This window comes from Mobilisporobacter senegalensis (assembly GCF_003752155.1).
Lineage (GTDB): Bacteria > Bacillota > Clostridia > Lachnospirales > Lachnospiraceae > Mobilisporobacter > Mobilisporobacter senegalensis.
The window spans coordinates 442,954-458,382 of record NZ_RJVG01000001.1 but is presented as its reverse complement, the minus strand read 5'-3'; the positions used below and the strand labels follow the sequence as shown (position 1 = coordinate 458,382).

Annotated in this window: 9 protein-coding genes; 7 read left to right on the top strand and 2 right to left on the bottom strand. The window is 34.7% G+C overall.

Annotation, left to right across the window (positions count from 1 at the left end):
- Positions 1–401: 401 nt before the first annotated feature.
- Positions 402–887, bottom strand: coding sequence for a hypothetical protein (locus EDD66_RS02040; protein WP_123607878.1), 486 nt, complete (start codon positions 885–887; stop codon positions 402–404).
- A 422-nt stretch (positions 888–1,309) separates the two neighbouring features.
- Entirely contained in the window at positions 1,310–2,047 is a 738-nt protein-coding gene (locus EDD66_RS02035; RefSeq protein WP_170164212.1) for a DUF2089 domain-containing protein, read from the bottom strand.
- Positions 2,048–2,481: 434 nt separating this feature from the next.
- Between EDD66_RS02035 and rpoB the strand changes: the two genes are divergently transcribed.
- From rpoB to EDD66_RS02000, 7 genes are all read left to right on the top strand, one after another.
- Complete coding sequence (gene rpoB / locus EDD66_RS02030; RefSeq protein ID WP_123607876.1) at positions 2,482–6,378, top strand: DNA-directed RNA polymerase subunit beta; 3,897 nt, start codon at positions 2,482–2,484, stop codon at positions 6,376–6,378.
- Positions 6,379–6,398: 20 nt separating this feature from the next.
- Positions 6,399–10,115, top strand: a complete 3,717-nt coding sequence (gene rpoC / locus EDD66_RS02025; RefSeq protein ID WP_123607875.1) for a DNA-directed RNA polymerase subunit beta' — start codon at positions 6,399–6,401, stop codon at positions 10,113–10,115.
- Between the two features lie 200 nt (positions 10,116–10,315).
- Positions 10,316–11,266 carry a 3'-5' exoribonuclease YhaM family protein gene (locus EDD66_RS02020; RefSeq protein WP_123607874.1) on the top strand — a complete coding sequence of 317 codons (951 nt, stop codon included), beginning with the start codon at positions 10,316–10,318 and terminating at the stop codon, positions 11,264–11,266.
- A gap of 219 nt (positions 11,267–11,485) precedes the next feature.
- Positions 11,486–12,868 carry a 23S rRNA (uracil(1939)-C(5))-methyltransferase RlmD gene (rlmD, locus tag EDD66_RS02015; protein ID WP_123607873.1) on the top strand — a complete coding sequence of 461 codons (1,383 nt, stop codon included), beginning with the start codon at positions 11,486–11,488 and terminating at the stop codon, positions 12,866–12,868.
- 40 nt (positions 12,869–12,908) lie between these two features.
- Positions 12,909–13,658, top strand: coding sequence for a peroxide stress protein YaaA (gene yaaA, locus EDD66_RS02010; protein ID WP_123607872.1), 750 nt, complete (start codon positions 12,909–12,911; stop codon positions 13,656–13,658).
- Position 13,659: 1 nt separating this feature from the next.
- Positions 13,660–14,055 (top strand): DUF1284 domain-containing protein, encoded by a 396-nt coding sequence (locus EDD66_RS02005; protein WP_123607871.1) that lies wholly within the window; start codon positions 13,660–13,662, stop codon positions 14,053–14,055.
- Positions 14,056–14,166: 111 nt separating this feature from the next.
- A complete protein-coding gene (locus EDD66_RS02000) occupies positions 14,167–15,402 on the top strand; it encodes an FprA family A-type flavoprotein (protein ID WP_123607870.1) in 1,236 nt (411 codons plus the stop codon).
- The last annotated feature ends 27 nt before the right edge of the window (positions 15,403–15,429 follow it).

Here is a 15,429-nt window from a genome sequence, read left to right as displayed (position 1 = left end):
ACCATAAGCTGGCCATGAATATGATGAATTTGCTATACTAGCGCTAACCCCTGCTGTTTTTCCATTTACACCAAAAGTAATACTATTAATTGTTGCCTTATCCCATGTATGTATATAATATCCTGTTGCAACAGCACCAAAACTGGAAAAGTTAGAGTCGTAATTACAAAGACCTCCAAACTGATAGCCAACATAGTATGTAAATAAAGTTCCAGAATCTGCATAAACATAATCTTGTAATCTGAATCCAAACCCTTTACTACCATCTCCATCAGAACGATTTGACGTTGAAACTGATTTTTTGATACGTCCATCATTAATATATCCAGAGACACTGACTACCGATGATTTATAAGTTCCAGTAACACTTGTATAACCTATACCAAAGGCATCTTGGCCACCTACGTTACCAGGAGCGCTTTATCTTTTTCCCAGTTCATATTTTTCCAGTAACCACCACATGTAACTGTCCATGTTTTATTATAAGCATTATAATATATAGTCGGCGTTGATACTGTTACATCTGAACTTGAAGAAAATGTTATCAATTCCTCACTTGATGGATTCAGAACATAACAACCATAGGATTCGAGTGAAGAATAAATTGCTTTTTTATCTGCATACACAGATGAAATTTCTTCTAGCATTAATTCTTCAATCTTCTTAGTATTTGCTTTTTTAATTTTTCCTCCTTTTAATTTGGTATTATATTCTTTATCTTTTGTGTTTTTGAAGTTTGTTTTTGTCTTTGCACTAAAGTATACTGAACCTTTATTGGATTTTAGATTGTAATCAGTATTTTCTTCAGCTGATATGCTAAGAGTAAAAAGATTCATCATTAAAACAAATACTAGTAAATAGCTTAAAATTTTTCTTAGTTTATTCATTTCTTATTTCCTCCATTACGTTAATAGTTTAACTAGCTAAATTTTATCAGCGCGCGAAGTTATTATATGTTTACTTCGCGTATATTGTCAAACTAATTGTCTTAAATGGGAGCCTAGCTTGTCTATTTAGTATTTCAAATGAAATTAAAGAAAATGTTATATTGTGTCTACTGTATTTATAAATAAGCATATCAAGAAATATATGCATAGATATAAAGTAATTGAAAATATAAAACAACTATGATAGGTATTTATAAATATAAATAAATGATGAAATCTATTAGCTCATCAATTTTTTTAATGAGCTATCCTTGGGAATAACAATATCATAAACGGTTATATAAGGACTTTTTTAGTACTCTCCACGCAAGTGAGCGTTTTTATATTATTACATAATATAAAATTTCATAATAAGCAGAATCTTATTTTCTTAATTCAAGATATCCATAACCATTATTACAGATACCAGCCCATTCCAGAATGGAAGAAAGAGCAGAAATTGTTCTAAGAGTAGATTCTCCCATTTTAATTCCATAAGCTTTATAGGCCACATAACCTTCTATCGTATCCAAGGTTAGATCAGGTTCTCCTAATTTAGCTTTCATAGCCTGCCCTTTCTTGGCTTTCCCATGGTTCTTCTCCATCACCTCAACTGCAGAGTCGAAAGCCTTCCAAGTCAGCACTCTTGAAGCAGGCACGTTTGTTGCTATTATTCCATTTCCAAAACCATCATAATAGATCTGGAAGCTGCCCCCTCTGGGCAATGCAAGGGTGGCAAGTCCATTATGTGCATTTAATCTTTTCTTAATTGCTTTTACTGTATTGCTTTCATCTTCGTAAATAGGAAGTTCTGAAAGAATTACTTCTATATTCGCTGGTAAATTTTCGTCTTCCTTATTAAATCCCAATGATTTTAGTACATTATCAAATTGCCTTTTGGCAGCTGGATAGGATATTTTCAATTGTTTTTGTAATTCTTTTAGACTTCCCTGACATTTTAAATACATTTCAATAAAGTTTAAATCATCCTCTTTCAGATAATTAAACTTACTTAAAGTAAAGTCGTTAGATAATTCCAGACCACAATGACGGCAAGTTAATCTGCTTGCAATTAATTGCTCCTGACAGATAGGACAATGTCCAATAATTTCTTTTGACACAACACCCCTTCTTTCAATATTAAGTAAACAGTTGGTTACAATTCAGCTATAAGCTTGATTTCACTTTGCTCCATCTTTCCATATGGCTGAACTGTAATAAAATTTTTATTAAAATAGTATAAATTTAATTTAACACATTATAATACTAATTACAACTTAGTATTAATAAAAATACTTACTATGTTTAATAGAAGATATACTAATAAAATAGTAATTCTAAATTGTTTAAATATAATAAAGAAATCAAAAAATTTTAAGCTAAAAAAGAGATGAAATTAAAAAAAGGCATAAAAAAAGACACACAAAATAGTGTTGACATCTGAAAATAGATGTGATAACATGAAAAATGCACTATTGTGGTGTTGTATGCCTAAAATCTAATATAAATGGATTATAGCATATTAATATAAAAAATTCAAGGGGTGAAAACGTCAATGGATAAAAACAGAGTACGACCAATTAAAATTGGCAACGGTTTAAGAATGAGTTACTCAAGGCAAAAAGAAGTGCTCGAGATGCCTAATCTTATTGAGGTACAAAAAGATTCTTATAAATGGTTTTTAGAAGAAGGACTCAACGAAGTTTTTGATGATATCTCTCCAATTGCAGACTATAATGGACATTTAAGTTTAGAATTTGTAGACTTTGCATTATGTGAAGATGATATTAAGTATACTATTGAAGAATGTAAGGTAAGAGATGCTACTTACGCTGCTCCTTTAAAAGTAAAAGTAAGACTTCATAATAAAGAGAATGACGAAATCAACGAGCATGATATTTTCATGGGTGATTTACCATTAATGACAGAAACAGGTACATTTGTGATTAATGGTGCTGAAAGAGTTATTGTTAGCCAATTAGTACGTTCCCCTGGTATATATTATGGTATTGCACACGATAAGATTGGTAAAAGGTTATATTCTTCTACTGTAATTCCTAATAGGGGTGCATGGTTAGAATATGAGACGGATTCCAATGATATTTTCTATGTACGTGTAGATAGAAATAGAAAAGTACCAATTACAGTTCTTATTAGAGCCCTTGGTATTGGAACAAATGCAGAAATTTTAGAATTATTCGGTGAAGAACCAAAGATTCTTGCAAGTATTACAAAAGATACCTCTGATAATTATCAAGATGGTTTATTAGAGTTATATAAAAAGCTGCGTCCAGGTGAGCCACTTTCTGTGGAAAGTGCAGAAAGCCTTGTTCATAGCATGTTTTTTGATGCCAGAAGATATGATCTGGCTAAAGTGGGTAGATTCAAATTCAATAAAAAATTGGCCTATAAGAATAGAATTGTCGGTTTCCCAATTGTTGAGGATGTGATCGATACATCTACAGGTGAAATCATTGCTGCATCTGGAACGATTGTTACAGAAGAGATCGCAGATCAGATTCAAAACGCTGCAGTACCATTTGTATGGGTACAAGCAGAAGAACGTAATGTCAAAGTACTATCTAATATGATGGTGGATTTAAGCAGTTTTGTTGATGTTGATCCGGAAGAATTAGGTGTTACGGAAGAAGTTTATTATCCAGCATTAAAAGCAATTTTAGATGAATTTACTAATATTGAAGATATTAAAGAAGCAATAGGTAAGAATATAGCAGAATTAATTCCAAAGCATATTACCAAAGAAGATATCATTGCTTCTATTAACTATAATATGCATCTTGAGTATGGAATCGGCAGCGACGATGACATCGACCATTTAGGGAACAGAAGAATCAGAGCGGTTGGTGAGTTATTACAAAACCAATACCGTATCGGTTTATCCAGAATGGAACGTGTTGTTCGTGAAAGAATGACAACTCAGGATATTGAAGGTATTTCACCCCAATCATTAATAAATATTAAACCGGTAACTGCAGCTGTCAAAGAATTCTTTGGATCTTCCCAGTTATCACAGTTTATGGATCAAAACAATCCTCTTAGCGAATTAACACATAAGAGACGTTTATCAGCCCTTGGACCTGGTGGTTTATCAAGAGATAGAGCCGGATTCGAAGTTCGTGACGTTCATTACTCTCATTATGGAAGAATGTGTCCGATCGAAACTCCCGAAGGTCCTAACATCGGTCTTATTAACTCACTTGCTTCTTATGCAAGAATTAATGAATATGGTTTTATTGAAGCTCCATATCGTAAAGTAAGTAAAGAAGACCCTAACAATCCAAAGGTTATTGACGAAGTTGTTTATTTAACAGCAGATGAAGAAGATAAATTTGTAGTTGCACAGGCAAATGAGCCGCTTGATGAAAATGGTTATTTTGTAAATTCCAGTGTATCAGGACGTTATAAGGAAGAAACTTCTGAATTTGAAAAATCAAAAATTGATTTAATGGACGTTTCACCTAAAATGGTATTTTCTGTTGCAACAGCTATGATTCCTTTCCTTGAAAATGACGATGCGAACCGTGCCCTGATGGGATCCAACATGCAACGTCAGGCAGTTCCTCTGCTTATTACAGAATCTCCTGCAGTAGGAACAGGTATGGAATTAAAAGCAGCAGTCGATTCAGGTAACTGTATCGTTGCTAATAAATCTGGTGTTGTTGAGAAATCAACAGCAACTGAGATCATAATAAAAAATGATGATGGAACAAAATCTGTATATAAGGTACTTAAATTTGCAAGAAGTAATCAGAGTACATGTTTGAATCAAAGACCTATTGTTATGAAAAATGACAGAGTGGAAGCAGGTCAGGTAATTGCAGACGGCCCATCTACTTCACAAGGAGAATTAGCTCTTGGTAAGAACCCATTAATCGGCTTCATGACATGGGAAGGTTATAACTACGAAGATGCGGTTCTACTCAGTGAAAGATTAGTACAGGAAGATGTTTATACTTCTGTTCATATTGAAGAATATGAAGCAGAATCAAGAGATACAAAGCTTGGACCAGAAGAAATCACAAGAGATGTTCCTGGTGTAGGGGATGAAGCATTAAAAGACCTTGATGAAAGAGGTATTATCCGTATTGGTGCTGAAGTTCGTGCAGGTGACATTCTTGTAGGTAAAGTAACTCCTAAGGGAGAGACAGAACTTACAGCAGAAGAGCGATTACTTCGAGCAATCTTTGGCGAAAAAGCCAGAGAAGTAAGAGACACTTCCCTGAGAGTACCTCATGGTGAATTTGGTATTATCGTTGATGCCAAAGTATTTACAAGAGAAAATGGCGATGAATTGTCCCCTGGTGTAAACCAAACAGTTCGTGTTTACATTGCTCAAAAGAGAAAGATTCAGGTTGGTGACAAGATGGCCGGCCGTCATGGTAACAAGGGTGTTGTTTCCAGAGTATTACCGGTAGAAGATATGCCTTTCTTACCAAATGGCAGACCACTTGATATCGTTCTTAACCCTCTAGGGGTGCCTTCCCGTATGAACATCGGGCAGGTGCTTGAAATTCACTTAAGCCTTGCAGCAAAAGCGCTCGGAGTTAAAGTATCAACTCCGGTATTTGATGGTGCTAATGAGTATGATATTATGGATACCCTGGAGCTTGCCAATGATTATGTAAATACACCAATTGCAGAATTTAAAGAAAAATATAAAGACATTTTAGATCCTGAAATATTAGAATTCTTGGTAACAAATCAAGATTATAGAAAGCAATGGGAAGGTGTTCCAATCAATCGCGATGGTAAAGTAAGACTTCGTGATGGTAGAACGGGAGAGTATTTTGATAGTGCCGTAACAGTTGGTTTCATGCATTACTTAAAACTTCACCACTTAGTAGACGATAAGATTCATGCTCGTTCTACTGGCCCTTACTCACTTGTAACCCAGCAGCCGCTTGGTGGTAAAGCACAATTTGGTGGTCAAAGATTTGGTGAAATGGAAGTTTGGGCACTGGAAGCATATGGTGCCGCATATACTCTTCAAGAGATCTTAACTGTAAAATCTGATGATGTAGTTGGTCGTGTTAAAACTTATGAGGCAATTATTAAAGGGGAAAATATACCTGAACCAGGTATTCCAGAATCCTTCAAAGTATTATTGAAAGAACTTCAATCCCTTGCACTTGATGTAATTGTACTTGATGAAGATGGAAATGAAGTCAAGATGGCAGAAAGCATCGACTATGGTGATGAAGATTTAACTCCATTAATTGAAGGAGATGATAGCTTCCGCCATAGAGAAGAATCATTCTCCGATGCAGGGTTCAGAGAAATATCAGAGGAAGATGATGATAGTATCTTTGATGCATTTGAAGATGATGACGAGGAAGAAATTGAATTAGCTGATAATGATGAATTAGATGATGATAAGAGTAAACTCGGAATTGGGATAGAATTTGATGAAATGAATGATTTTGAAGACTAATACGAAGGGAGTACCAGAGCATGTCAGAAACAGGTATTGAAAACATTAAGGAAATGACATATGATGCTATAAAGATTGGTCTAGCTTCACCGGAAAAGATTAAAGAATGGTCCAGAGGAGAAGTAAAAAAACCAGAGACAATCAATTATAGAACCCTAAAGCCAGAAAAAGATGGTCTCTTTTGTGAGAAAATCTTTGGACCAAGTAAGGACTGGGAATGTCATTGTGGTAAATACAAGAAGATTCGATATAAAGGTGTAGTATGCGATAGATGTGGTGTTGAAGTTACAAAAGCCAGTGTTCGTAGAGAAAGAATGGGACATATTGGTTTAGCAGCTCCAGTTTCTCATATATGGTACTTTAAAGGAATTCCTAGTAGAATGGGTCTGATTTTAGATCTTTCTCCTAGAACTCTTGAAAAAGTATTATATTTCGCATCTTATATCGTATTAGATAAAGGTGATACAGACCTTCAATATAAACAAGTTCTTACTGAAAAAGAATATAGAGAAGCTTATGAAAAGTTCGGCAATAAATTCCGTGTAGGAATGGGTGCAGAATCAATTCAGGAACTTCTTAGAGCAATTGATCTTGAAAAAGAATCTGTAGAACTGAAAAAAGGATTAAAAGATTCTACTGGTCAAAAGAGAGCCAGAATTATTAAAAGATTGGAAGTAGTTGAGGCATTTAGAGAATCTGGCAACAAACCGGAATGGATGATCTTAACAGTAATTCCTGTAATCCCTCCAGATTTAAGACCTATGGTTCAACTTGATGGTGGACGTTTTGCAACGTCTGATATGAATGATTTATACAGGAGAATCATTAATAGAAATAACCGTCTAAAGAAATTATTAGAGCTTGGAGCACCGGATATTATTGTTCGTAATGAAAAGAGAATGCTTCAAGAAGCAGTAGATGCACTTATTGATAACGGCAGACGTGGGCGTCCAGTAACCGGACCTGGTAATCGTGCCCTTAAATCTCTTTCTGATATGTTAAAAGGTAAGCAAGGACGTTTCCGTCAAAACTTACTTGGTAAACGTGTTGACTACTCAGGACGTTCCGTTATCGTTGTAGGACCAGAACTTAAAATCTATCAATGTGGTCTTCCTAAAGAGATGGCAATTGAATTATTCAAACCTTTCGTTATGAAAGAACTTGTAACTAAAGGTACTGCTCATAATATAAAATCTGCTAAGAAAATGGTAGAAAGACTTCAATCAGAAGTCTGGGATGTTCTTGAAGAAGTTATTCGTGAACATCCGGTAATGCTTAACCGTGCACCAACTCTTCACAGACTTGGTATTCAGGCATTTGAACCAGTTTTAGTGGAAGGTAAAGCCATTAAATTACATCCACTTGTATGTACCGCATTTAATGCCGATTTCGATGGTGACCAGATGGCTGTCCATCTACCATTATCAGTGGAAGCGCAGGCAGAATGCAGATTCTTACTGCTTTCCCCTAACAACTTATTAAAACCTTCCGATGGTGGTCCAGTTGCCGTTCCTTCACAGGATATGGTTCTTGGTATCTACTACTTAACTCTTCACAAACCTGGAGATGTAGGAGAAGGACATTTCTTCAAGAGTGTAAATGAAGCAATTTTAGCTTATGAAAATGGAGCGCTTACACTTCATGCAAGAATTAAAGTTAGAAGAACTGGTATTAATGCTAAAGGAGTAGAAGAATCAAGAATTGTGGAATCTACTTTAGGACGTTTTATCTTTAATGAAATCATTAGTCAGGACTTGGGATTTGTTGATAGAACGAAAGACGAGAACTTCTTAGTTCCGGAAATTGATTTCCTTGTAGGAAAGAAACAATTAAAACAAATTTTAGAGAAAAATATCAATACTCACGGTGCAACCAGAACAGCTGAAACCTTAGATTCCATCAAGTCTCTTGGTTACAGATATTCAACCCGTGCTGCGATGACAGTTTCTGTCTCTGATATGACAGTACCAGAAAAGAAAAAGACTATTATTGAAGAAGCAGAAGCTACGGTTGAATTAATCGCAAAGAACTTCCGTCGTGGTTTAATGACAGAAGAAGAAAGATATAAAGCAGTTATTGAAACATGGAAAGAAGCCGATGATGAAATTACAGACGCTCTATTAAAAGGTCTTGATAAGTTTAATAATATATTCATGATGGCTGATTCCGGTGCCCGTGGTTCTGATAAGCAGATTAAACAGCTTGCAGGTATGCGTGGTCTGATGGCAGATACTTCAGGTAGAACAATTGAACTTCCTATCAAATCCAACTTCCGTGAAGGTCTTGATGTATTGGAATACTTCATTTCAGCTCATGGTGCTCGTAAAGGTCTTTCTGATACAGCTCTTCGTACAGCCGATTCAGGATACTTAACCCGTCGTCTGGTAGATGTATCACAAGATCTGATCATTCGTGAAGTGGATTGCTGTGAAGGAAAAGAAATTCCAGGTATGTGGATTAAAGCTTTTGCTGATGGCAGAGAAGTAATTGAAAGTTTAGAAGAAAGAATCACAGGAAGATATTCATGTGAAACAATCTTGGATGATAATGGCGAAGTAATCGTAAAAGCAAATCATATGATTACTCCAAAGAGAGCAGCAAGAATTGTGAAAACAAAGAAGATTGAAGAAGCAGGATTTAATGCTAAAGTTAAGATTCGTACCATTCTTTCTTGTAAATCTCACATTGGTGTATGCGCAAAATGCTATGGCGCCAATATGGCCACTGGTGAAGCTGTTCAAGTGGGTGAAGCAGTAGGTATCATTGCAGCCCAATCAATCGGTGAACCAGGAACACAGCTTACAATGCGTACATTCCATACAGGTGGTGTTGCCGGTGATGATATCACCCAAGGTCTTCCTCGTGTTGAAGAACTTTTCGAGGCAAGAAAACCTAAAGGACTTGCAATTATTGCTGAATTTGCCGGTACAGTTACAATTAAGGACACTAAGAAAAAGCGTGAAGTAATTGTAACAAATAACGATACAGCTGAATCTAAGGCTTATCTGATTCCTTATGGTTCAAGAATTAAAGTATCTGATGGTGATGTTCTTGAAGCCGGAGATGAACTTACAGAGGGTAGTGTTAACCCTCATGATATCCTTAAGATTAAGGGTGTCCGTGCAGTTCAGGATTATATGATCCAGGAAGTACAAAGAGTATATCGTTTGCAAGGTGTTGAAATCAATGATAAGCATATTGAAGTAATTGTAAGACAGATGCTTAAGAAGATTCGTATCGAAAATAATGGTGATTCTGAATTTTTACCAGGAACATTAGTTGATACACTTGATTTCGATGATGTAAATGAAAAACTGGAAGCAGAGGGACTAGAACAACCAGAAGGAAAGCAGGTAATGCTTGGTATCACAAAGGCTTCTCTTGCAACAAATTCATTCCTTTCAGCTGCATCTTTCCAGGAAACGACAAAAGTTCTTACAGAGGCTGCTATCAAAGGGAAAATTGATCCATTGATCGGTCTGAAAGAAAATGTAATTCTTGGTAAATTAATACCAGCTGGTACTGGTATGAAGAGATATCGCTCTGTAAAATTAGACAGTGATACTGCTGAAGAAATTATGATAGATGAAGATGACGATATGGATGAAGTACTAATTGCCGGCAATCAGGATGTAGATGATTTTAATCTTTCAGAAGATGATTTTGATCTTTCAGAAGAAGATGACTTAGATCTTGATGATTTAGGCGATGAAATCTTTGAAAATGAAAAAGAATAATAAATTATAAATATTTATGTTAAGGCGGATTCTTTTAGACATATACAATTATTTCATATATTAGAGAATTTCAAGTTAATACCTTTAAAAATTCACACAAGGAAAATAATTGTGTGAATTTTTTTGTCTAAGTTTTTCTTTCATAAAAGATAATAGTAAGGTATAATGAGGATTAGGAAATAGAAAGGTTAGGTAGTAAGATGAGATTTATCAATGAATTACATGATGGTGATATGGTTACAGGAACATATCTATGTAAGAAAAAAGAAACTCTTAAGACAAAAGCAGGTAAGAGTTACTATTCTCTGATTTTACAAGATAAAACAGGGATATTGGATGCAAAAGTTTGGGAGTTATCTAATGGTATAGATCATTTTGAATCAATGGACTACATTCATATAGAAGGACAGATCACAAGTTTTCAGAATGCATTACAATTAAATGTCAAAAGAATACGTAAGAGTCAGGAAGGAGAATACAATGAATCGGACTTCTTCCCTGTTTCTAATAAGAATGTAGAAGAGATGTATGGTGAACTTTTAAAATATATCAATAATATTAAGGAACCTCATTTACGTAAATTAGTTTCCAGCTTTTTTGTAGAAGATAAAGATTTCATTATAAGATTTAAAAAACATTCTGCGGCCAAAAGTGTACACCACGGTTTTATTGGAGGCTTATTAGAACATACTTTAGGTGTAGTTAAGTTTGCTAATTATATAGCAGATAACTATCATATTATTAATAGAGATCTATTAATCAGTTCAGCTCTTTTTCATGATATAGGAAAGATGGACGAATTATCTACATTTCCAGAGAATGATTATACAGATGATGGACAGTTGCTGGGTCATATCTTTATAGGAGCAGAACAAGTTGGGTTAAGAATTAGAGAAATACCAGGTTTTCCAGTGAAATTAGCAAGTGAGATAAGACATTGTATTTTAGCTCATCATGGAGAATTAGAGTATGGATCTCCCAAAAAACCGGCACTTGTGGAAGCAATGGCGCTTAATATTGCTGACAATGCAGATGCAAAACTTCAATCTATGATAGAATTATTCCAGTCAGCAGATGATAGAACAGACTGGTTAGGTTATAATCGGTTATTTGAATCTAATATCAGGCGCAGTTCAAGTTACAATAGTTAAAGGGAATATAGCAAGATCAAAACATATTAACGGTACACTAAGAATTGAACATAAGATTTTTATACTTATTTTGAGGTTTCCCAATTATTTTATGGGTGACCTCATAATGGTTTTATCAGATGCGGTTCAAATCTCATCTGGGTTGAGCTTTACTTTACTGTAAAACATTTTCTAAGATATATATTGCTTAGAATAATATAACTGTCCTGGAGGAATACAATGACAAGTGAAAAAGAATTAAAAAAGAATGACATGATTCGAATAGAAATCGATGATATTAGTTCAGAAGGGGAAGGAATCGGACATTTTAACGGATATACCCTTTTTGTAAAAGATACAATTACAGGGGATATAGTAGATGTTAAAATAATGAAGATGAAGAAATCCTATGGTTATGCAAGGTTAATCCATTTAATTACTCCATCTCCTATCCGTGTTGAGCCGAAATGTCCCATCGCAAGACAATGTGGCGGATGCCAGGTACAACATATGGATTATAAGGAACAGCTTAAGTATAAAGAAAATAAGGTGAAAAACTGCTTAACCAGGATTGGTAAGTTTGATAAAGAATATATTGATTCTATTATGGAGCCCATTGCAGGGATGGAAGAGCCATTTTATTATCGCAACAAAGCCCAATTTCCCGTAGGAAGAGATAAAGATGGGAAAGTTGTGATCGGATTTTATGCAAGCAGAACACATACTATTATCGATACAGCACATTGTTATATACAGGCAAAAATAAATGAGGAAATTATTGAAAGAGTTAAGGTCTTTATAGAGAAATATAATATCACAACCTATGATGAAGAGAATCATACAGGACTGGTAAGGCATATTCTGACAAGGGTCGGATTTGTCACAGGTGAAATTATGGTCTGCCTTATTCTTAATGGTGATGATATACCACATAAAGATAAATTCATAGATAGCTTAACAGACATTGAAGGTATGACAAGTATCAGCCTGAATATCAATAAAGAGAAAACGAATGTTATTCTTGGAAATAAGGTGGTAACAGTATGGGGGAAACCATACATTGTTGATTATATCGGTGATGTGAAATATCAGATATCTCCTCTTTCCTTTTATCAAGTTAATCCGGTTCAAACAAAAGTTCTTTATGAAACTGCATTGGATTATGCAGGTTTAGAAGGGGACGAGACTGTTTGGGATTTATACTGCGGTATAGGAACCATTTCACTATTCTTAGCGAAAAAGGCGAAAAAGGTCTATGGAGTAGAAATCATACCTCAGGCAATTGAAGATGCAAAAATGAATGGGAAGATTAACGGGATTGAAAATGCAGAATTTTTTGTGGGAGCGGCTGAAGAAGTATTACCGGCTAAATATAAAGAAGAACAAATCTACGGTGATGTTATAGTGGTGGATCCACCTAGAAAAGGGTGTGATGAAGGTCTTCTTGAAACGATTATAAAGATGAATCCGAAAAAAGTAGTATATGTAAGCTGTGACCCGGCTACATTAGCCAGAGATTTAAGATATTTAAATGATAACGGATATAACCTTAAGAAAATCAGAGCAGTGGATCAGTTTAGTCACAGTACACATGTGGAGTGTGTGGCCCTCTTAGAATTATGATCAAAAAATAAGATGGTATGAGCGTTAGAAAGAGAGAGTTATGAGAATTATTATTTCACCTGCTAAGAAGATGAAAATGGAGACAGATTCTTTAAATTATTATCAGCTTCCTCAATTTTTAGAGGATACAAAAATCCTACAGTCCTATTTAAAAGAATTAAGTTATCTGGAAGTAAAATCAATATGGAATTGCAATGATAAAATTGCTGCATTAAATTATGAGCGGATACAGAAGATGAACTTATACCGCAATTTGACACCTGCGATTCTTTCCTATGAGGGAATCCAATATCAATATATGGCTCCTGGCGTGTTTCATACAGGAGAGCTTACATATCTGGAAACACATCTGCGTATTTTATCCGGGTTTTATGGTCTGCTCCGTCCTTTTGATGGTGTTGTTCCTTACAGATTAGAAATGCAGGCAAAGTTAAAAGGCAATGAATTAGATTCACTCTATGATTTTTGGAGTAACAAGCTGGCCAGCCAACTCTTTTTGGAAAGTCATTGCATTATAAATCTGGCATCTAAAGAGTATAGTAGATGTATTTCTAAATATTTGAATAATAATATACGATTCATCACCTGTGTTTTTGGAGAAATCATTGGACACAGGGTAATTGAGAAAGGTACCCAGGTAAAAATGGCCAGAGGTGAAATGGTAAGATTCATGGCAGAAAGACAAATTGAAGTTGCAGAGGAAATTAAAAACTTTAACAGGCTGAATTATATTTTTGCAGATGAACTGTCAGATGATAGCACATATGTATTTATAAAACAAGGAAAATAAGATGCAGAAGAGAATGGTAAAAATGAGAAATTATAAAATAAGAGCACATCACGGACTTTGCCTTGCTTTTTTCAAAGGAGAAGGATATAGTTCAGATTTTGTGAACAATATGAAGGAAGTCATTGAGAAACTAAGTGAAGATCCGATAATAACAATCACTACTTCCCTGGATGACATTTGCATTAGCTGTCCTAATTCTAAAGATGGTATATGCGAGAGTATTGATAAAGTCAATAGATACGATAATTTAGTATTGAAGCAATGCGGCCTGGAATGTGGTGAAACTATGTTATGGTCAGAATTTCAAAATAAGGTTTTTACAAAAATAATCGCTGCAGGTAAAATGGATACCATATGCAGAGATTGTGAGTGGTCATATATATGTTTCGAATCTTGATATTTAAGTAATAAAATATTCTAAAATGTGATTCAAATCTCAGAATTATTTATGAAAGTGTCTTACAATGAAGGGCGTAAAGAAAGTAATAAATAATTTGGAGGTTATGATATGAATAAATTAGGACATGTAGAATTAGGAAAAGATATATACTGGATAGGAAAAATTGATGACCGTAAAGTACCATTTCACAGATTAATATTGGAAAAAGGAACATCATATAACGCTTATTTATTAAAAACGGAAAAACCAACAGTAATTGATACAGTAGACATTTCATTCGGAAGAGAATTCATAGAGAATGTAAGCTCATTAATTGATCCAAAAGAGATTCAATATATTGTAATTAATCATACGGAGCCAGATCATTCTGGTGGATTAGGAGCCTTGGCTTTACGTGCTACAGAGGCTACTATTGTTTGTACAGAGCCTGCTGTTCATGAACTAAAAGAAATGTACCGGCTGCATAATCGTAATTTTTTAGTGGTAAAAGACGGAGATACTCTGGATGTTGGTGGTAAGACATTAAAATTTAAAGAAACGCCATATCTTCACACGGAAGAAACCATGATTACCTATTGTGTAGAAGATCAAATACTGTTCCCTTGTGATATTTTCAGTACACACGTAGCAGATGAAAAACTATTTAATGATGTGGATGGAATTGATATTACAGATGATTTTATCGGCTATTATAATGTTATCATCCACCCTCATCGCAGATATGTAGGGACTTTACTTGATGCCGTTAAGGATATGGACATTAAGATGATTGCACCTTCCCATGGTTATATCATACGTAAGGATATAGAAAAGTTCATTGACTTATATAAATCATTGAGTGCTGATATGGCAACGGGTAAGAAAGCAGCAATTGTTTATACGACCATGAAAAACAGCACGAAAAATATAGCTATGTTATTAAAAGAGATATTTGAAGAAAATAATATTGAAACTGCTGTATTTAATGCAGATAAATCAGAGAAAGAAGAAGTATTGGACAGTATAAAGGAAGCAGATGTGATTCTTTTTGGCAGTTCTACAAGATATGCGGATATGATTGGTAACTTAGAAGAGATACTAAAATCATTAAAGGATATAAATCTTGAAGGAAAAGTGGGAGCAGCCTTCGGTTCTTACGGATGGAGCGGAGAAGCGATTGAAGTAATTCAGGACTATCTGTTAGAAAGTAAGCTTAAAGTGCTTACTACTTCTAATGTGATCAAATCTACAGGTATGACACATGTAGAATTTCCTGTGAGAGTTCGATTTGCACCAAATAATGAACAAGAAAAAATTAAAAATGCCGGAATATTCATTTCTGACTTATTATTAAGCAATCATTAGAAATAGTGGAAAAAGAGCTATGAATAA